The sequence below is a fragment of the Pseudomonas sp. 2024-210 genome (assembly GCF_045062345.1).
Classification (GTDB): Bacteria; Pseudomonadota; Gammaproteobacteria; order Pseudomonadales; family Pseudomonadaceae; genus Aquipseudomonas.
In genome coordinates this window covers 125,647-143,266 of the sequence record NZ_JBJGEJ010000003.1, presented here as the reverse complement: position 1 = coordinate 143,266, position 17,620 = coordinate 125,647, and the positions used below count along the sequence as shown (strand labels likewise).

Annotated in this window: 17 protein-coding genes; 4 read left to right on the top strand and 13 right to left on the bottom strand. The window is 57.7% G+C overall.

Annotated features, from left to right (window positions below; genetic code table 11):
• Window positions 1-243 precede the first annotated feature (243 nt).
• Complete coding sequence (locus ACI7MX_RS05320) at window positions 244-570, bottom strand: DOPA 4,5-dioxygenase family protein (RefSeq protein WP_405584337.1); 327 nt, start codon at window positions 568-570, stop codon at window positions 244-246.
• A 77-nt stretch (window positions 571-647) separates the two neighbouring features.
• On the opposite strand from ACI7MX_RS05320, the gene ACI7MX_RS05315 reads away from it, so the two are divergent.
• On the top strand, window positions 648-2,216 hold the full coding sequence (locus tag ACI7MX_RS05315; protein WP_405584340.1) for a SulP family inorganic anion transporter: 1,569 nt from the start codon (window positions 648-650) through the stop codon (window positions 2,214-2,216).
• Window positions 2,217-2,249: 33 nt separating this feature from the next.
• Here ACI7MX_RS05315 and ptsP read toward each other — a convergent pair whose 3' ends face one another.
• Both ptsP and ACI7MX_RS05305 read right to left on the bottom strand, forming a co-directional pair.
• The gene (gene ptsP / locus ACI7MX_RS05310) at window positions 2,250-4,529 is read right to left on the bottom strand and encodes a phosphoenolpyruvate--protein phosphotransferase (protein WP_405584342.1); all 2,280 of its coding nucleotides are present in this window, start codon (window positions 4,527-4,529) and stop codon (window positions 2,250-2,252) included.
• Between the two features lie 21 nt (window positions 4,530-4,550).
• The gene (locus ACI7MX_RS05305; RefSeq protein WP_019828104.1) at window positions 4,551-5,030 is read right to left on the bottom strand and encodes an RNA pyrophosphohydrolase; all 480 of its coding nucleotides are present in this window, start codon (window positions 5,028-5,030) and stop codon (window positions 4,551-4,553) included.
• A gap of 143 nt (window positions 5,031-5,173) precedes the next feature.
• Between ACI7MX_RS05305 and ACI7MX_RS05300 the strand changes: the two genes are divergently transcribed.
• Entirely contained in the window at window positions 5,174-5,830 is a 657-nt protein-coding gene (locus ACI7MX_RS05300; protein WP_405584346.1) for an HAD family hydrolase, read from the top strand.
• Window positions 5,831-6,023: 193 nt separating this feature from the next.
• Here ACI7MX_RS05300 and ACI7MX_RS05295 read toward each other — a convergent pair whose 3' ends face one another.
• From ACI7MX_RS05295 to ACI7MX_RS05280, 4 genes are all read right to left on the bottom strand, one after another.
• The gene (locus ACI7MX_RS05295; protein WP_405584349.1) at window positions 6,024-6,452 is read right to left on the bottom strand and encodes a DUF2269 family protein; all 429 of its coding nucleotides are present in this window, start codon (window positions 6,450-6,452) and stop codon (window positions 6,024-6,026) included.
• Between the two features lie 37 nt (window positions 6,453-6,489).
• On the bottom strand, window positions 6,490-8,007 hold the full coding sequence (gene ilvA, locus ACI7MX_RS05290; protein WP_405584352.1) for a threonine ammonia-lyase, biosynthetic: 1,518 nt from the start codon (window positions 8,005-8,007) through the stop codon (window positions 6,490-6,492).
• A gap of 142 nt (window positions 8,008-8,149) precedes the next feature.
• On the bottom strand, window positions 8,150-8,815 hold the full coding sequence (locus ACI7MX_RS05285) for a fumarylacetoacetate hydrolase family protein (RefSeq protein WP_314486148.1): 666 nt from the start codon (window positions 8,813-8,815) through the stop codon (window positions 8,150-8,152).
• Window positions 8,816-8,935: 120 nt separating this feature from the next.
• The gene (locus tag ACI7MX_RS05280) at window positions 8,936-10,330 is read right to left on the bottom strand and encodes an FAD-binding oxidoreductase (protein ID WP_405584355.1); all 1,395 of its coding nucleotides are present in this window, start codon (window positions 10,328-10,330) and stop codon (window positions 8,936-8,938) included.
• Window positions 10,331-10,535: 205 nt separating this feature from the next.
• Here ACI7MX_RS05280 and serA point away from each other — a divergent pair, with 205 nt between their 5' ends.
• Complete coding sequence (serA, locus tag ACI7MX_RS05275) at window positions 10,536-11,765, top strand: phosphoglycerate dehydrogenase (RefSeq protein ID WP_048381242.1); 1,230 nt, start codon at window positions 10,536-10,538, stop codon at window positions 11,763-11,765.
• A 113-nt stretch (window positions 11,766-11,878) separates the two neighbouring features.
• Here the strand turns inward: serA and ACI7MX_RS05270 are convergent, their stop codons facing one another.
• Entirely contained in the window at window positions 11,879-12,316 is a 438-nt protein-coding gene (locus tag ACI7MX_RS05270) for a DUF4399 domain-containing protein (protein ID WP_405584359.1), read from the bottom strand.
• Between the two features lie 140 nt (window positions 12,317-12,456).
• Between ACI7MX_RS05270 and ACI7MX_RS05265 the strand changes: the two genes are divergently transcribed.
• Window positions 12,457-12,957 carry a transporter substrate-binding domain-containing protein gene (locus ACI7MX_RS05265; RefSeq protein ID WP_405584362.1) on the top strand — a complete coding sequence of 167 codons (501 nt, stop codon included), beginning with the start codon at window positions 12,457-12,459 and terminating at the stop codon, window positions 12,955-12,957.
• 42 nt (window positions 12,958-12,999) lie between these two features.
• Here ACI7MX_RS05265 and ACI7MX_RS05260 read toward each other — a convergent pair whose 3' ends face one another.
• The 5 genes from ACI7MX_RS05260 to ACI7MX_RS05240 are packed head-to-tail and all read right to left on the bottom strand — an operon-like array spanning window position 13,000 to window position 17,616.
• Complete coding sequence (locus tag ACI7MX_RS05260; protein ID WP_314486721.1) at window positions 13,000-13,629, bottom strand: ABC-type transport auxiliary lipoprotein family protein; 630 nt, start codon at window positions 13,627-13,629, stop codon at window positions 13,000-13,002.
• Window positions 13,626-14,564, bottom strand: coding sequence for an MlaD family protein (locus ACI7MX_RS05255; protein WP_314486723.1), 939 nt, complete (start codon window positions 14,562-14,564; stop codon window positions 13,626-13,628). Before ACI7MX_RS05255 ends, ACI7MX_RS05260 begins: the two co-directional genes overlap by 4 nt.
• 1 nt (window position 14,565) lies before the next feature.
• Window positions 14,566-15,372: an ABC transporter ATP-binding protein gene (locus tag ACI7MX_RS05250; protein ID WP_272492548.1), complete on the bottom strand. Its 807-nt coding sequence runs from the start codon at window positions 15,370-15,372 to the stop codon at window positions 14,566-14,568.
• Window positions 15,366-16,520, bottom strand: a complete 1,155-nt coding sequence (locus ACI7MX_RS05245; protein WP_314486725.1) for an MlaE family lipid ABC transporter permease subunit — start codon at window positions 16,518-16,520, stop codon at window positions 15,366-15,368. The genes ACI7MX_RS05250 and ACI7MX_RS05245 overlap by 7 nt, the downstream gene beginning before the upstream one ends.
• Before the next feature lie 55 nt (window positions 16,521-16,575).
• Entirely contained in the window at window positions 16,576-17,616 is a 1,041-nt protein-coding gene (locus ACI7MX_RS05240) for a DUF5924 family protein (protein ID WP_314486726.1), read from the bottom strand.
• Between the last annotated feature and the right edge of the window lie 4 nt (window positions 17,617-17,620).

The window sequence follows — 17,620 nt, the reverse complement described above, 5'->3', positions numbered from 1 at the left end:
TATGAGCGGGCAGCGGACCACCGGTTTAACTTGAACAAGCATTCAAGTTAACCATAAATGGCCTTTTAGAACTATTCGCTGCCCACGGCTACGCGTCTAATACGTTAGCTCATGGCAGGGTATGACACATGGCCATGATCAACGTTCAGCCGTTATAGGCTGGGGCTATCAGAGATTTGCGGTTGGTAGGGAAAGAGGGACGTTTTACCGGGCGAAAAAAATTTTGAAAGGGTGTGCGGCTGGTTAAAAAATAGACAGATTCAACGGCCGAATCGCGCCCATCCAGATGGCGTGGTCGGTGTGGTCGAGCAAATCGTTACCCGTGTCGGGATGCAAAAACACCACCAGTCCATGCCGATTCAGCGCCAACCACGGTAAGACGACGCCGATCAGTTCGGGGCCGAAGGCCAGTTGGCAGCTCCAGTCCGGGTGCGGGCCAACCGGGCGCTGGTGAACCCGGCCCTGGGTGACGCCAAACAGCTGCGCGGCCTCTTCGCATAAAGCGCGGGCCTGTTCGAGGGTGCTGGCGTCGAAATAAACGTGCGCGTGGTAGCCCTTGATTCGTTGCATATGCCCCTCTTTATCACGACCCCATTCAAGCGCTGGCGCATGATAGGGTTCTGCCTGACTTTGTTAACGAGACCCTTATGGCCTGGCCCAACCGCGCTGACATCCTGCCATTTTTATCGTGGTTGCCCAAGCAAACCCGCGCCAGCGTTGGCCGTGATGCGGCAGTCGGTCTGAGCGGGGCGATTTTGGCGTTGCCGCAGTCTATCGCCTACGCCTTGATTGCCGGGTTACCCCCGGAATACGGGCTGTATGCGGCAATTGTGCCGGTGATCATCGCCTGCTTGTGGGGCTCGTCGTGGCATTTGATTTGCGGCCCCACGGCGGCAATCTCTATCGTGCTGTTCGCCAGCGTCAGCCCGATGGCGGTGCCCGGCTCGCAGGATTACATCGGCTTGATTCTGTTGCTGACGTTTTTGGCCGGTATTTTTCAGTGGCTGATGGGCATGCTCAAGTTTGGCGCGTTGGCCAATTTTGTCTCGCATTCCGTGGTACTCGGGTTCACGTTGGGTGCCGCCGTGGTCATCGCCTTGGGCCAGTTACCTAATGCGCTGGGACTGGATATTCCAAGTAGAGCAACCGCTCTCGACAGCCTGCTGACACTGCTTGCCCATGTGCGCGAGTTTGATCGTGCTTCGCTGGTTTTAGCGCTGGCAACGCTGCTGGTGGGGGTCGTGTTCAAGCGCTGGCTGCCGCGCTGGCCGGGCTTATTGATTGCGCTGGTCAGTGCCAGCCTGGTGGTGTGGTGCTGGCCGCAGGTGTTTGGTCATGTACGGTTGGTGCAGTCGTTTGTCGCAAGCCTGCCGCCCTTCAGCCCGTTGCCACTGGATCTGGAGGCCATTCTTCGACTGCTGCCTAGTGCAGTAGCGGTGGGCATGCTGGGGCTGGTGACCAGCTTGTCGATCGCCCGCTCGTTAGCCGCACGTTCGCAACAAATGCTCGATGCCAATCAGGAAATTCGCGCACAAGGGTTATCCAATATCGTCGGCGCGCTGTTCTCTGGATACCTGTCTTCAGGCTCCTTTACCCGGTCAGGGCTGAGCTTTGAGGCCGGTGCCCGGTCGCCGCTGGCCGGGGTGTTTTCAGCGCTGTGGGTGGCGCTGTTTGCCGTCACCGGGGCAAAACTGATTGCCCACATCCCGATTCCGGCCATGGCGGGCGGTATTGTGTTGATCAGCTGGGGGCTGGTGGACACCCGTGGCATTCGCGCGCTGTGGCGGGTTAGCCGGGCCGAGTTCGCGGTCATGGCGCTGACGTGTGTGGCCACCTTGTTGCTGGAGCTGCAAACGGCAATTTATGCCGGGGTGTTGGCCTCGCTGTTTTTCTATCTCAAGCGCACGTCACGGCCACGCATTCAGCGCTGGCGTGAGGGGGATGAAGAGGTATTGCGAGTCGGCGGTTCGATCTTTTTTGGTGCCAGCCATTACTTGCAAGTGCGTCTGCAACGTACGCAGGGCGCGCGGGTGGTGATTGAAGCTCAGCACATCAACTTTATCGATTATTCGGGGGTTGAAATGCTCCATCAGGAGGCCAGGCGGCTGCGTGAGACGGGTCGCAGCCTGACTGTGCGAGGCGCACGGCCGCAGGTGGTGGAGGAACTGAAAAAGCTGGAAGGCGCTGCGAACTGCCCCATTCTGTTTGAAGCTTGAAAGAGCAGCCCTCTGTCATACAGAGGGCGCGTTTCAATAAGGCTTGATGGCTGCCGGGTTCATCATGCGGGTCAGGCCCATGTTTTTCAGAGCCAGTTGCACGGTGCTGCGAATGACCTGCGGGTTGTCGATGGTCATGACTTCGGCCAGCAACTCTTTCGCCCGGCTCAAATTCACCTGGCGCAGCATCCATTTCACTTTTGGCAAGTTGGTGGCGTTCATCGACAGGCTGTCAAAGCCCATTGCCATGAGCAAAATGGCGGCCGCCGGATCACCGGCCATCTCGCCGCATATGCTCACCGGCTTGCCTTCGGCATGGGCGTCGCGCACGACCGATTGCAAGGCCTGCAGCACGGCTGGGTGCAGGTAATCGTACAAATCGGCGACTCGCGGGTTATTGCGGTCGACAGCCAGCAGGTATTGGGTCAGGTCGTTGGAGCCCACCGACAGAAAATCCACTTGGCGCGCCAGTTCTTTGGTCTGGTAAACCGCAGCCGGGATTTCAATCATCACGCCTATCGGCGGCATCGGTACATCGGTGCCTTCGTCACGCACTTCGCCCCAGGCACGGTGCAGCAAGTGCAGGGCTTCTTCGAGTTCGTGGGTGCCAGAAATCATCGGTAGCAAGATGCGCAGGTTGTTCAGGCCTTCACTGGCCTTGAGCATGGCCCGGGCCTGGACCAGGAAAATTTCGGGGTGGTCGAGGGTCACGCGAATGCCGCGCCAGCCCAGGAACGGGTTGTCTTCCTTGATCGGAAAATACGACAGTGACTTGTCGCCGCCAATGTCCAGGCTGCGCATGGTCACCGGTTGCGGATGGAAGGCGGCGAGTTGTTCGCGATAAATCGCCAACTGCTCCTTTTCGCTCGGAAAGCGCTGATTGATCATGAACGGCACTTCGGTGCGGTACAGACCTACGCCTTCGGCGCCTCGCTGCTGCGCCCGGGCCACATCGGCCAGCAGGCCGGTGTTGACCCACAGCGGCATGCGATGGCCGTCCGGGGTGATGCAGGGCAACTCGCGCAAGGCATCGAGACCCTGGGACAACTGACGCTCTTCCTCGACCACCTCGGCGTACTGTTTGCGCAGCACGTCGCTGGGGTTGGTGTAGACCTCGCCGTGATAGCCGTCGACGATCATCTGAATGCCGTCGACCCTGGAATACGGCAGGTCGACCAGACCCATAACCGTGGGAATGCCCATGGCCCGGGCCAGAATCGCCACGTGGGAGTTGCCCGAGCCCAATACGGATACCAGACCGACCAGCTTGCCTTCAGGCACTTCGCCGAGCATGGTTGCGGTCAGTTCTTCGCTGACCAGAATGGTGTTGTCGGGGTACACCATGGATTGCTGGCGATCATGTTGCAAATAGGCCAGCAGACGGCGCCCGAGATCACGTACGTCCGACGCCCGCTCACGCAGGTAGTCGTCGTCCATCAATTCAAAGCGGTTAACGTGGTCCGTGACCACTTGGCGCAGCGCACCTTGTGCCCACTGGCCGGTCTTGATCACATTTTTGACTTCGCTGCCCAGCGAGGCGTCGTCGAGCATCATCAGGTACACGTCGAACAGCGCCTGTTCTTCGGGTCGCAACTGAGTGGCGAGTTTTTTCGACACCGCGCGCATGTCGCTGCGCACGCCTTCGAGGGCCGTTTTGAACAGGGCGATTTCAGCCGGAATGTCGGTAATGGCTTTATCCGGCACGACGTCCAGATCGGCGGGTGGCAGCATGACCACCGCCGTACCGACTGCCGCGCCGGGTGAACCCGGTACACCGACGAACTTGGCCTCTTGTATGCCCTTGCCCTGGCGCCCAAGCCCGCGAATCGACCCCGTCGCTTCAGCATGGGCGATAACCCCGGCCAGCTGTGCGCTCATGGTCACGAGGAAGGCTTCTTCACCCTCATCGAACTGGCGGCGTTCTTTTTGCTGGATGACCAACACCCCGACTACACGGCGGTGGTGGATGATCGGTGCGCCCAGAAAGGAGGCGTAGCGCTCTTCGCCGGTTTCAGCAAAGTAGCGATAGCGCGGGTGATCGGCGGCGTTTTCGAGGTTCAGAGGTTCTTCGCGGGTGCCCACCAGGCCGACCAGGCCTTCGTTGGGCGCCATGCTGACTTTGCCGATCGAGCGCTTGTTCAAGCCCTCGGTGGCCATCAGTACGAAGCGATTGGTCTCCGGGTCAAGCAAGTAGACCGAGCAGACCTGGCTGCCCATCGCCTCTTTGACGCGCAGCACAATAATGCCCAACGCCGCCTTGAGATCCTTGGCGGAGTTAACTTCCTGGACGATCTTGCGCAGCGTATTGAGCATGGCTCGGGGTCGAACTCCGTGTCAGGCGCGCGTTAAAAGGCGCGGGGCAAGCTCTTTGAGAGCGCGACGGTAAACCTCGCGCTTGAATGTCACCACCTGGCCCAACGGATACCAATAACTGACCCAGCGCCAGCCATCGAATTCCGGTTTACCGGTCAAATCCATCCGCACCCGTTGCTCGTTAGAGACCAGGCGCAGCAAAAACCACTTCTGTTTCTGGCCGATGCACAGCGGTTGGCTGTGGGTACGGACCAGACGTTGCGGCAAACGATAACGCAACCAGCCTCGCGTACAGGCGAGTATTTCAACATCTTCGCGTTCAAGGCCAACTTCTTCGTTCAGCTCACGGTACAAGGCGTCTTCCGGCGTTTCGTCAGGGTTGATACCGCCCTGTGGAAACTGCCACGCGTCTTGATTGATTCGGCGAGCCCAAAGTACCTGACCAGCATCATTTGTCAGAATAATCCCGACATTAGGGCGGAAACCATCGGGGTCGATCACGGCAACAACCTCGCAAACGCATGTCGCCGCATTGTTCCACAAAGCTTGTTAAAGCAGCAACGCGCCTTCCTGCCTTATGTGCACTCTTATGAAAAGACCGTATTCTTGTGGGCTTTCTACTGACAAGTGCGCGGGTAATTGCAATGCGTCTGGCTTTATTCGACTTGGACAACACCCTTTTAGGCGGCGACAGCGACCACGCATGGGGCGATTACCTGTGCGAGCGCGGCATTCTCGACGGTGCGGCCTACAAGGCACGTAACGACGAGTTTTATCAGGATTACCTGGCCGGCCAGCTCGATAACGAGGCTTACCTCAATTTCAGCATGGCTATTTTTGGCCGTACTGATCGGGCTCAACTGGATCAGTGGCACCGTGAATTCATGCGTGACCGGGTTGAAGGCCTGATGCTGCCCAAAGCCATTGCCTTGCTGGAGAAACATCGACAGGCGGGTGACACGCTGGTCATCATCACTGCGACCAATCGAGTGGTCACGGCGCCGATTGCGCAGAAGCTGGGCGTGGAACATTTGATCGCCACTGAATGCGAAATGATTGAGGGGCGTTACACCGGCAAGGTCACGGATGTGCCGTGTTTTCGCGAGGGCAAGGTGACTCGCCTCACGCGCTGGATGGCTGAAAACGGCCACAGTCTGGAAGACAGTTATTTTTACAGTGATTCGCTGAACGACCTGCCGTTGCTGGAGCAAGTGACGCATCCGGTGGCGGTCGATCCGGATCCTAACTTGCGGGCTGAAGCCCTTAAGCGCGGCTGGCCAGTGATTTCCTTGCGCGATTAATCGCAAAAGCCCCTCACCCTAACCCTCTCCCGGAGGGAGAGGGGACTAAAAGCGACAGCAGATTGGCGTAACACCACCGACTTAAGCCACCTCTCCCGCAGGGAGGGGGGACTAAAAGCGAAAGCAGATTGGCGCAACGCCACCGAGTTAGCCCCCCTCTCCCTTTGGGAGAGGGTTGGGGTGAGGGAGAGGCTTAAACCGGCTTCGCGCCCATCAACCCGGCAATGGCGATAAAGCACAGGGCACAAAACACCGCCAATACCAGCGTAAACGCCGGATGGCGCGCGACGCGCCCCAGTCGCAGGCGATTAAGCCGTACCACCAGCCACAGCCAGCTCAGGCCGCCCAGCAGGTACAAAACACTCCCGGCCAGCAACCACAGCTGACTCAGCGGCCAACCCGCCATGTGCACCAGAAACCAGCCGCTGACCGGCAACGCCAGCAGGCACAACCCCATCAAAGCCCACACGAACCCCCACGGACGCCGCAAAGCACCGCCCGCGAGGTTTTTTTCGCCCGCCCGCCAGCGCCGAATGATCACAATCAATAACGCAAGCGCGCTGACAAACAACAGGAATGTCGAGACGCCGTGCAGCAGCTTCAATGCGGTGAAAGTTTCCATGCGAATTATTCCTTGAGCCTTTCAATCAGCGTAGCGGCTATCGGCCAAGAAACAGCTGGTACGCCGGATTGTCGCTTTCATCCCAATACGGGTAGCCGATATCAGCCAGCGCCGCCGGCACCAGATGGCGCTCGTCTGCCGGGACTTGCAGGCCCGCCATTACACGACCATCTGCTGCGCCATGATTGCGGTAATGGAACATGGAGATATTCCAGCGCCCACCCAGCTTGTTGAGGAAGTTGAACAGCGCGCCCGGCCGCTCAGGGAACTCAAAGCGGAACAACAATTCGTCGCTGACCTTGGCCGCGTGCCCACCCACCATATGCCGGATGTGCAGCTTGGCCAGTTCGTTGTCCGTCAAATCAACCACCGGAAAACCCTGCTCCGTCAAACTGCCCAGCAATGCACTGCGCGGGTCAGTGACCGGGTGCGTCTGCACGCCGACAAAAATGTGCGCCTCACTGCCCGTGTGGTAACGGTAGTTGAACTCGGTGATTTGACGCTTGCCAATGGCCTGACAGAAGGCCTTGAAGCTGCCCGGTTCTTCAGGAATGGTCACGGCAATGATGGCTTCGCGGCCTTCCCCCAGTTCGGCGCGCTCTGCCACATGGCGCAAGCGATCGAAGTTGACGTTGGCTCCTGAGTCGATTGCGACCAGGGTCTGGCCGCGCACGCCACGTTGCTCAACGTACTTTTTGATCCCGGCAACGCCCAAAGCGCCGGCAGGTTCGGTGATCGAGCGGGTATCGTCGAAGATGTCCTTGATGGCGGCGCAGATCTCATCGGTGCTGACCGTGATCACTTCATCCACATAGTTTTTGCAAATATCGAACGTGTGCTGGCCAATCTGCGCCACGGCTACGCCATCGGCAAAGATCCCTACAGTCGGCAACACCACACGCTCACCCGCCGCCATTGCCGCTTGCAGGCAGTTGGAGTCATCGGGTTCGACGCCGATGATCTTGATGTCAGGCCGCAGGTATTTCACATACGCCGCAATACCCGCAATCAGTCCGCCGCCGCCCACTGGCACGAAGATGGCGTCCAGAGGGGCTGGGTGCTGGCGCAGGATTTCCATCGCCACGGTGCCCTGCCCGGCAATGGTGTGCGGGTCATCGTAGGGGTGTACGTAAACGTAGCCCTCTTGCTCGACCAACAGGAGCGAATAGGCCAGCGCCTCGGGGAATGAGTCGCCGTGCAACACCACGATGCCGCCACGTGAGCGCACGCCTTCAATCTTGATCTCGGGCGTGGTTTTAGGCATGACGATGGTGGCTTTGACCCCCAGTACCTTGGCGGCCAGCGCCAGACCTTGCGCATGGTTACCCGCCGAGGCTGTGACCACACCACAGGCGCGCTCGGCGTCGGTCAGGTGCATCAGCTTGTTATAGGCGCCACGAATCTTGAACGAGTAAACCGGCTGCAAGTCTTCGCGCTTGAGCAGAATCTGGTTGCCCAGACGCTCAGTCAGCTGGTTGGCAGCTTGCAGGGGCGTTTCTACGGCTACGTCATAAACGCGCGAGGTGAGGATTTTCTTAACGTACTGTTCGAGCATCGGAAAGCTTCACTGGGCGGGTTGGCAGGGACCAAGGAGTCTAACCCAGCGTTTGCGCAGCAGACCATACGAAATGGAAGGTTTATGGCAGGTCGGCACTCACCCTTTCCCATCATGGAAAGGGGAGGCCTTTAATCCCGTATTAGCGCACGCTGCCTTCAAAACGGCTTGCGCCCGGCAACTCAAGGATCAATTGATCGCCCACATTCAACGGGCCAACCCCCACCGGCGTGCCGGTCATGATCACGTCACCGGCCTGCAGCGAGAAGCACGACGCCATGTGCTGAATCATCGGCACAATCGGGTTCAGCATCAGGGCGCTGTTACCGTCCTGACGGACTTCACCGTTGATGGTCAGGCGAATACCAATGTCCGTGAGGTCAGCAAAGGTGCTGCTCTGTACGAAAGGCGCGAGCACACAGGCCCCGTCAAAGGATTTGGCGACCTCCCACGGCAAGCCTTTGCTTTTGAGCTCGGTTTGCTTGTCGCGCAGGGTCAGGTCCAGGCCGGGGGCGAAACCGGAGATGGCGTCCAGGACTTCTTCAGCGCTTGGGTTATTGGACAGCGGCTTGCCGATCAGCACCGCAATCTCGGCCTCGTAATGCACAGAGCCGCGATCTTGAGGAATGGCAAAACCGCCCTCCAATGCGACAACACAACTGCCCGGCTTGATAAACAGCAGGGGTTCGGTCGGAATCGGGTTATCCAGCTCTTTGGCGTGCTCGGCGTAGTTACGCCCGATGCAAACCACCTTGCCGATAGGAAAGTGAATCCGGGTACCGTCGACATACTGGTGCTGATAGCTCATGGGAATCTCCGTTGGAGTAGCTGCAAGCTTCAAGTTGTAAGCTTCAAGAGAACATCGAGAGGCCGCAGCAGACTCGCTTCTAGCTTGCTGCTTGAAGCTTGTCACTTGCAGCTGCCTTGTTCACAAGGCAAAAATCTTGCCGGGGTTCATGATGCCCTTGGGGTCGAACACCGCCTTGAGCGCTTTCATGTATTCGATTTCTACCGGCGAACGGCTGTAAGTCAGGTAATCACGTTTGGTCATGCCCACCCCATGTTCAGCCGAGATTGAACCGTTGTACTTCTCGACGGTTTCAAATACCCATTTGTTCACGGTGGCGCATTTGGCGAAAAACTCGTCCTTGCTCAAATTTTCAGGCTTGAGGATGTTCAGGTGCAGGTTGCCGTCGCCAATATGACCAAACCAGACGATTTCAAAATCCGGGTAATGTTCGCCGACGATGGCGTCAATTTCTTTCAAGAACGCCGGGACTTTCGAGACGGTCACCGAAATGTCGTTCTTGTAGGGCGTCCAGTGGGAAATGGTTTCGGAGATGTACTCGCGCAGTTTCCACAGGTTTTGCAGCTGGGTCTCGCTCTGGCTCATCACGCCATCGAGTACCCAACCTTCTTCCATGCAGTGCTCGAACGTTTCCAGCGCCGCATTGGCCACTTCTTCAGTGGTCGCTTCAAATTCCAGCAGAGCGTAGAACGGGCAGTCGGTGTCAAAGGGCGAAGGGACATCACCGCGTGCCATGACCTTGGCCAGCGCTTTGTCTGAGAAGAACTCGAAGGCCGTCAGGTCCAGCTTGTTCTGGAAGGCGTGCAATACCGGCATGATGGAATCGAAGTCAGCCGTGCCCAAGACCATCGCGGTCAGATTTTTAGGCGCGCGATCCAGGCGCATGGTGGCTTCAACCACAAAACCCAAGGTGCCTTCGGCGCCGATAAACAGCTGGCGCATGTCATAGCCCGTGGCGTTTTTGATCAGGTCTTTATTGAGCTCCAGCACGTCGCCTTTGCCGGTCACGACTTTCATGCCCGCCACCCAGTTGCGGGTCATGCCGTAGCGAATCACCTTGATGCCACCGGCATTGGTGCCGATGTTGCCGCCAATCTGGCTGGAACCTGCCGAGGCGAAATCGACCGGGTAGTACAAGCCGTTTTCTTCGGCCAGATTTTGCAGGTGCTGGGTCACAACACCCGGCTGGCACACCACGGTGCGGTCGGTCAGGTTGATGTCCAGCACTTGGTTCATGTAATCGAACGACACCACCACTTCGCCATTGGCCGCCACCGCCGCAGCGGACAAACCCGTGCGCCCGCCCGAAGGCACCAGTGCCACGCTATGGGCGTTGGCCCACAGCACGATGGCTTGCACTTGCTCAGTGGTTTTGGGGAACACGATAGCCACGGGCGCAGGGGCGAAATGCTTGGTCCAATCCTTGCCATACGCATTGAGGGAATCGGCGTCGGTCAAAACCTTTCCAGGTTCAACCAGGGTCTTAAGCTCTTCAATTACGGCAGGATGGGTCATCAACAGAACTCTCGAACAATTCATGGTCATCCTGAGAACGCTTCACGTCGCAGGAATGGGTGTTTAGCGGGGCGCTTATGCTAGCATACGGCCCCCGCGCAGAATCGAGCCGTAAGACGATTCTCGGTGCAGGATTCTCGCCGGTCAGGTCAGCTCAGGCTGTCCACTTCCCTGCCATTTTTCTCTGGGACACAGGTTTACGCAGATGAGCAAGACTTCTCTCGATAAGAGCAAGATCAAGTTCCTTCTTTTGGAAGGCGTCCACCAATCGGCTGTTGAAGTACTTAAAGCGGCTGGTTATACCAGTATCGAGTACATCACCAGCTCCTTGCCTGAAGCCCAGCTGAAGGAAAAGATCGCTGATGCCCACTTTATCGGCATCCGTTCTCGTACCCAGCTGACCGAAGAAGTGTTCGACTGCGCCAAGAAGTTGGTTGCTGTTGGTTGTTTCTGCATTGGCACCAACCAGGTCGACCTCAACGCTGCTCGCGAACGCGGTATCGCTGTTTTCAACGCCCCTTACTCCAACACCCGTTCGGTGGCTGAGTTGGTGCTGGCTGAAGCGATCCTGTTGCTGCGTGGCATCCCTGAGAAGAACGCATCCTGCCATCGTGGTGGCTGGATCAAAAGCGCCGCCAACTCCTTCGAAATCCGGGGCAAAAAACTGGGTATCGTCGGCTACGGTTCGATCGGCACTCAGTTGTCTGTTCTGGCTGAAGGTTTGGGTATGCAGGTGTTCTTCTACGACACCGTGACCAAGCTGCCGTTGGGCAACGCGACACAGGTCGGCAATCTGCACGAACTGTTGGGCATGTCCGACATCGTGACCTTGCACGTGCCAGAAACCGCAGCGACTCAGTGGATGATCGGCGAGAAAGAAATCCGTGCCATTAAAAAGGGCGGCATTCTGATCAACGCAGCCCGTGGCACCGTGGTTGAACTGGACGCCTTGGCTGATGCGATCAAGGACAAGCACCTGATCGGCGCGGCAATCGATGTGTTCCCGGTTGAGCCGCGTTCCAACGACGACGTGTTCGAAAGCCCGCTGCGTGGTCTGGACAACGTGATCCTGACCCCGCACATCGGTGGTTCCACTGCCGAAGCGCAAGCCAACATCGGTCTGGAAGTGGCAGAAAAACTGGTCAAGTACAGCGACAACGGTACGTCCGTATCGTCCGTGAACTTCCCGGAAGTGGCCCTGCCGGCTCACCCTGGCAAGCACCGTTTGCTGCACATCCACGAAAACATTCCGGGTGTGATGAGCGAGATCAACAAGGTCTTCGCCGAAAACGGTATCAACATCTCCGGCCAGTTCCTGCAAACCAATGAGAAAGTTGGCTACGTAGTGATCGACGTCGACGCTGAGTCCTCGGACCTGGCGCAAGAGAAGCTGCAAAAGATCAACGGCACTATTCGTTGCCGTGTTCTTTTTTAAAGTAGCGGCAAGTTAAAAGCAAAAGCTGGATTGTTCGTCTTTTGCTTGCGGCTTATAGCTTGCCGCTTGCAGCTCGAATAAAAAAAGGGAGCCCCGAACGGGGCTCCCTTTTTTTATTTCACATTAACCGTGATTTTTTCCGACACGATGCTTGGCTTGAAAGACACATGAACCTGGTTACCCAGCACCAGCTGCAAGGTGTGTTTGCCAGGTGGCAGGGTCACTTGCGTTTCGGTTTGGGCCTTGCCGAAATGGATGTGGTTGGCGTCTGCCGGGATAGGTGCGTTTTCGGCAGGCAATTGGTTAACGTCAATCAGCAGATGGTGATGGCCTGCGTGCGGAGTGGCTTCGGTGATCGGTGCCAAAGGCATGCCTTCGATGCCGAACTTGACCGTGAAGGTTTGATCAACGGTCGCACCGTCTTTAGGCTCGATGATAAACACTTTGGCGCCTTTGGGAGCCGGCTCGGATTCAAGGCCAGCCGCAGTGGCCATGACCGAGGCGCCCATCAACATAGAAGCCAGCGCAACACGAGACAGTAGAGCTTTCATTTATTTCTCCGGTTTTTTGCGAAATGCTTGGGGGGCAAGACAACTTTTTGGCATAGCGCTGTCCAACGCCGCATTCGAACAACATAAAGCAAAGCGCACGCCCATTGCGAATCGCTTGCATCACATTCAAAGGAGTGACCATGCGTTTTTGGCCGGGACTGATGCTTTTATTGCCGCTGGCGAGCCCATTTGCTCACGCAGAATTGATTGACGAGGTGAACGATAGGGGCGAATTGCGTATTGCCCTGAGCGCTGACTTACCCCCTTTCAGCTTCAAACAAGACGGCCGGCTGAGTGGATTCGACGTGGAGCTGGGCGAGTTACTGGCCAAGGAACTGGAGGTTAAACCTTCACTGTTGCCCACTGATACCGCTGACCTGCTGTCTGGTGTTGAAAGTGGCAAGTACGACGTGGCGATCACCCCTGTCGTCAGGGGCCCTGAAGTTGAGGATCGGTTCGATTTCACCGAACCTTACAGCCACACCCAGTCACAGCCGACTGTCACCCTGGCCATTCCCTTACAAAAGGGCAATCCTGCTTTTCAGACCAGCTTGAACAACGCATTGCAACGGATCAAGGCAGACGGTCGGCTGGCTGCCTTGTCTCAGAAATGGCTGGACCGGGATGCGATCCAGCCGTAAAGCGCACGCGGCAGGCCCGCACACGGGCTTGCCTGCGATGTGTTATTGCGGTTTTTGCCCCTGTCCCTGCTGTATCACCCACTGCACCACTTGCGCTGACATCACATCAGCGGCTTGGCCGAACCCGGCCACCACGCTGGGTACTTTCGGGTCATTCAATGGCTGACGGACATCAAAGCGTCTGGAGCCGATCACGCGTTGGTCACTGGTACGCACCAGCCGTGCGTTGTATTGGATCAGTACTTCAGGGTTGTTGCCGTTGTAATGGGTCTGGAACGCCAGTAATTCACCGCCTAACTCATAGTCAGCCTGCAAATTGCTGTCATCGGTGCTCAGGCCTTTGATCCGACCATCCTGCAAAAAGGCATCTAGCAACCGATTGCGCACCAGCGCCGGTGCGGGGTCGCTCCAGCGTGCGCCCTTGTAGTAACTGACTAGATTGCTCTGCGGTACCACGGCGATGTTCTGGTTGTTCAGCGCAAGGCTGGCCATCGGTTTGTCGAGCCGCAGCGACCAATTGACTGCGCCGCTTCGGCTGGCAGCGGGCGCTTGAGCGCTGGGCAGCATGTATTGGTCGACCAGCTCGGGCTTGGGCAAAATCGAACAAGCGCTGAGCAAGCCCAGGCCTAAAGCCACACAGATTGAACCAGCAAGGCGATAGGGACGAATCATGGCGTGAATTCCTTGGTCTGTTCGCGGTTCAGCAAGAAACCGCTGGGATTGGCTTCCAGTCGCCGCGATATCGAGCGCAACGTACTCAGCGTTTCGCGCAATTCATTGACCGCGGGGCCAAGCTGGTTAAGCCCTTGCATGCCATTGTTGAGCGAATCCTCGTTGTGGTTGATCAGCGCATTGATGGTCTGGGTGCTTTGCTCCAGCGATTTCATCGCCTGACCCGCGTCGCTGAACATCTGTTGGCCCTGAGTATTCAAAATGCCATTGGCGTTGCGCATCAGCGTGGTGGTCTGCTCCAGCGCTGCCGTGGCCTGCTTGCCGACTTGAGACAGTTGCTTGAGTGTTTGGACAATATCGCCGCGCTGGCTCGAAATGGCCGTCGTCGTCTGTTCAAGATTACTCAGCGTTTTACCAAAGCTGTCGACGTTTTCAGGCGAGAACAGTTTGTTGGCGTTATGCAGCAACATATTGACGTTGGAAATCACGTCGGTGCCATCGGTGAGCAAGCGGGCAATGGGCGAGGGCGAGGCAACAATCACCGGCAATTTCCCGTCCTTCCCCTTGAGGGCAGGACTGTTGGGGTCGCCACCGCTGAGCTGGATGATCGAGGTCCCCGTCACACCGGTCAGTGCCAATTTAGCTTTGGTGTCGACCTTGACGGGCGTATTGGCGGCCAGGCGAATCAATGCCAGCACTCGGCGCGGGTCTTTGTCGTCGAGGCGTAACTCAATGACGTCGCCCACCTTGATGCCGTTGTATTGCACCGAACTGCCTTTGGACAAGCCACTGACAGCCTCGTTGAACACCACTTCGTAGTCCTTGAAGGTGTTGTCCATGCTCGACTTGGCCAACCACAGGCCAAACAGCATGCCGCCCACCACGACCAGAACGGTGAACAAGCCAATCAGTACATGATGGGCGCGGGTCTCCATGTTAATGCTCCTTGCGCTGGGTTGCCGCTTCATAGGCGGCGCGGCCACGAGGGCCATGGAAATACTCATGAATCCACGGGTCGTCGAAGTTCTCGACCTCGCTGATCGGTGCTGCCACCAACACTTTTTTCTGTGACAACACCGCCACCCGGTCAGTGATGGTGTACAGCGTGTCGAGGTCGTGAGTGACCAGAAACACGCTCAAACCCAGCGCATCACGCAGGGTTAAAATCAGTTGGTCAAAGGCCGCCGCGCCAATCGGGTCCAGACCGGCCGTAGGTTCATCGAGAAACAGGATGTCCGGGTCCAGCGCCAGCGCTCGGGCCAAGGCTGCACGCTTGATCATCCCGCCGGACAGTTCGGACGGGTATTTATTGGCCGCCACCAGCGGCAACCCGGCCAAGGCCAATTTGACCAGCGCCAAGTGTTCGGCGTCAGGGCGGCTCAAACCGGCATGCTCGATCAAGGGCAGGGCGATGTTCTCGGTCACGGTCAGCGATGAAAACAACGCGCCCATCTGGAATAACACGCCGAAACGTCGCTCAAGCTTGGAGCGCTGTTCTTCGGGCAGGCTCATCAGGTCTTGCCCGAACACGCGCACTTGCCCTTCATTGGGCCGCCGCAGACCGACAATACTGCGCAGCAATACCGATTTGCCGGTACCCGAACCGCCCACCACCCCCAAAATTTCCCCTTTGTACACATCAAGGTCCAGATGCTCGTGCACGCTTTGGGTGCCAAAGCGATTGCACAGGTCTCGAACCTCGATCACCGCCTCGCCGGGCGTTCGCGTTGGACTTTTCACCAGCCCATCTCCATAAAGAACAGCGCCGCTACCGCGTCGAGCACGATCACGATAAAGATCGATTGCACCACGCTGGACGTCGTGTGTTCGCCCACCGACTCAGCGCTGCCGCTGACTTTAAAGCCTTCAAGGCACCCCACTGCCGCGATCAGAAAGGCGAAAAACGGTGCCTTGACCATGCCGACCAGAAAGTTTTTGACGCTGATGTCGGAGTGCAACATTGAAATAAACATGTCGGGCGAGATGCCCAGCGAGACCACACAGACCACGGCGCCGCCGATGATGCCCGCCATCATGGCCAGAAAGGTCAGCAAGGGCAGGGCAATCAACAGCGCCAGCACTCTGGGCAATACCAGCAGATCCATGGGGTCCAGGCCCAGGGTGCGGATCGCATCAATTTCTTCATTGGCTTTCATCGAGCCGATTTGTGCCGTAAAGGCGCTGGCTGTGCGGCCTGCCAGCAGGATGGCGGTGAGCAATACGCCAAATTCGCGCAAGAAGGAAAACGCCACCAGGTCGACGGTAAAGATGCCGGCACCAAAGTTGGCCAGCACCGTAGCCCCCAGAAAGGCCACCACGGCGCCCACCATGAAGGTCAGCAGCATGACAATTGGCGCAGCGTTGAGCCCTATTTGTTCAATGTGCGCGACCACGGGTGTGATGCGCCACTGCGTGGGTCGAAGCAGATTGCGCGCCAGGGTTTGCAGGATCAGACCGATAAAGCCCAGCAGTTGCAGCGTGTCTTGCCAAAGCTTGTAGACGGCGCTGCCAATGCGGCACAACAACTGGGTAATGACATTCTGCTGAACCGTTTTGACCGGCACGCAAAAGTCGCGCATGGATGAGTAGACCGTTTGCAGCAGGGCCCGATCGGCAGCGGGAAGTGTCTGTGCGGTCTCGGTCAATTGACTGACGCGCTCAGCACCCAGCAACTCAACCAGTAATGAGGCCCCGGCGGTGTCGATGTTCGAGACTTCATCCAGATCAATCGACGTCTGGGCATCGTATTGGCCAGCGAGTTGCTCGGTTTGCTGTTTGAGGTGGGTGTAGTGAGCAAGCGTCCAGTCGCCGCTGAGTCGCAGCCGCGCCGGTTTGCTTGAGGTGTCTAGTTGGGCAGTGCCCGCCGTGGCTGTAATGGTCGTCAGCTCCATGCTCAATACGCGTAAACGCAGACTCTATGTAATAGCACAGTCTCGGAAAAGTGCCTCAGTGTGCCTGAACATCTGCCCCTGCCGGTTGATCTGGGTTAACCCGGAAACGCAAAACGCCAATCATTTGCCCGTCTTCTGTCAGCACGCGCACTTGCCAACGACCCACCGGGTTAGGCGGGAAGTTCTGTTTATGGGTCCAGGCGCGATAGCCTTCTTTGCGTCCGCCATGAATATCCAGCGCAATGCGGTCGACTTCCTGGCCATTGAGCTTCCACACATGGTAAATCCGCTCATTCAGGCCCCGCGGCGCATTGATCGAGGTGTAGGCGTACAACCCGCGACTGCGTAGCTCACTCACGCTGATCTGCTTAAGGCTTTCACCCGGTGTGCGGTCTTGCAGTTGCGTGGTCACGGCCACTTCGGTCATCCACAGCGTGGCGGGCGGCACCCAGGAGCGTAGCAGCCAGCCGGTGCTGCCCAGCGCCAATACGATCAAAGGCAGTACCAGCCAGCCGCGCCAGGTTTTAAGGGGCAAACTCACCGCCAAACTGGGGATTGAAAGCAGCACTGCGGCCCCCAAAGCCAATTTGTAGCTCTCGGAGGTGGTCAGGTTGAGGATGATCGGCAGGGCTGTCAGCAGCGCCGCAAACAGGGCCAGCGTATGCAGCGCCAAAAACAGCCAACGCCGGGGAGCCAGCCATCGGTAATACAGAGGGTCGGTAATGGTGACCAGTGCGCTGGCACCGAGCAGTCCGGTAAAGACCAGTTGGCCGCTGTTCCAGGTTGTGGTGATGAAGAAAAACGGCAAGACGAAAAACAGACTTTCCTGATGGATCATCTGTGTGGCATAGCGCAGCAGGGGCGGCGGGATTTCGCGCTTGAACACCCGAGCGAACAATTGCGTGAAGGTGTTCTCCAGCATGAGCCATACCCAGCTCACCAGAAGGATGACTGCGATCCAGCGGGCCATGCCTTGCTGACGGTCTACCAGAATAAAACTGCCCACGCCCGAGATAAAGCCGAACACCGCGATCAGCCCTGGATAGCGCTTCATCAGTTCAAGGACGCGCTGTACGTAATGGTTCCAGTTCGGCATGGGG

Bases quoted from the DNA above. Each gene is read 5' to 3' on its own strand.
- ACI7MX_RS05245 (WP_314486725.1), bottom strand. From the start codon at position 16,520: ATGGAGCTGACGACCATTACAGCCACGGCGGGCACTGCCCAACTAGAC.
- ACI7MX_RS05315 (WP_405584340.1), top strand. From the start codon at position 648: ATGGCCTGGCCCAACCGCGCTGACATCCTGCCATTTTTATCGTGGTTG.
- ACI7MX_RS05300 (WP_405584346.1), top strand. From the start codon at position 5,174: ATGCGTCTGGCTTTATTCGACTTGGACAACACCCTTTTAGGCGGCGAC.
- ACI7MX_RS05295 (WP_405584349.1), bottom strand. From the start codon at position 6,452: ATGGAAACTTTCACCGCATTGAAGCTGCTGCACGGCGTCTCGACATTC.
- ACI7MX_RS05260 (WP_314486721.1), bottom strand. From the start codon at position 13,629: ATGATTCGTCCCTATCGCCTTGCTGGTTCAATCTGTGTGGCTTTAGGC.
- ACI7MX_RS05255 (WP_314486723.1), bottom strand. From the start codon at position 14,564: ATGGAGACCCGCGCCCATCATGTACTGATTGGCTTGTTCACCGTTCTG.
- ACI7MX_RS05265 (WP_405584362.1), top strand. From the start codon at position 12,457: ATGCGTTTTTGGCCGGGACTGATGCTTTTATTGCCGCTGGCGAGCCCA.
- serA (WP_048381242.1), top strand. From the start codon at position 10,536: ATGAGCAAGACTTCTCTCGATAAGAGCAAGATCAAGTTCCTTCTTTTG.
- ACI7MX_RS05320 (WP_405584337.1), bottom strand. From the start codon at position 570: ATGCAACGAATCAAGGGCTACCACGCGCACGTTTATTTCGACGCCAGC.
- ptsP (WP_405584342.1), bottom strand. From the start codon at position 4,529: ATGCTCAATACGCTGCGCAAGATCGTCCAGGAAGTTAACTCCGCCAAG.
- ACI7MX_RS05280 (WP_405584355.1), bottom strand. From the start codon at position 10,330: ATGACCCATCCTGCCGTAATTGAAGAGCTTAAGACCCTGGTTGAACCT.
- ACI7MX_RS05285 (WP_314486148.1), bottom strand. From the start codon at position 8,815: ATGAGCTATCAGCACCAGTATGTCGACGGTACCCGGATTCACTTTCCT.
- ilvA (WP_405584352.1), bottom strand. From the start codon at position 8,007: ATGCTCGAACAGTACGTTAAGAAAATCCTCACCTCGCGCGTTTATGAC.
- ACI7MX_RS05270 (WP_405584359.1), bottom strand. From the start codon at position 12,316: ATGAAAGCTCTACTGTCTCGTGTTGCGCTGGCTTCTATGTTGATGGGC.
- ACI7MX_RS05240 (WP_314486726.1), bottom strand. From the start codon at position 17,616: ATGCCGAACTGGAACCATTACGTACAGCGCGTCCTTGAACTGATGAAG.